This is a genomic window from Lysobacter humi (ex Lee et al. 2017), assembly GCF_054781815.1.
The window spans coordinates 1-567 of the sequence record NZ_BAAGTR010000018.1 but is presented as its reverse complement, the minus strand read 5'-3'; the positions used below and the strand labels follow the sequence as shown (position 1 = coordinate 567).

The following is a 567-nucleotide window of genomic DNA, read 5'->3' as shown; positions in this document are numbered from 1 at the left end:
TGATCTGCTCGATGCCGCTGCTCTGCTCCTGCGACGCCGCCGAGATGTCGGCGATGATGTCGGACACGCGCTTCACGCTGGTCACGATCTCGGCCATCGTCTGGCCCGCCTGGTCGACCAGCTGCGTGCCTTCGCCGACCTTCTCCACCGAGTCGTTGATCAGGCCCTTGATCTCCTTGGCCGCCTGCGCCGAGCGCTGCGCGAGCGAGCGCACCTCGGAGGCGACCACCGCGAAGCCACGGCCCTGCTCGCCGGCACGCGCGGCTTCCACCGCGGCATTGAGCGCGAGGATGTTGGTCTGGAAGGCAATGCCGTCGATGACCGAGATGATGTCGACGATCTTGCGGCTGGACGCATTGATCGCGCCCATCGTGTCGACCACCTTGCTGACCACCGCGCCGCCCTGCTGGGCGACGTCGGCCGCGCCCACGGCGAGCTGGTTGGCCTGGCGGGCGTTGTCGGCGTTCTGGCGCACGGTGGAGGTGAGCTCCTCCATCGACGAGGCCGTCTCCTCGAGCGACGCGGCCTGCTGCTCGGTGCGCTGCGAGAGGTCCGCATTGCCCGAGG

General features: G+C 69.0%; 1 protein-coding gene. It reads right to left on the bottom strand.

The annotated features are described in order from the left end of the window. Positions 1-567: methyl-accepting chemotaxis protein (locus ACYVJJ_RS15075; RefSeq protein ID WP_460834858.1), on the bottom strand; the 567-nt coding region annotated here is incomplete at both ends.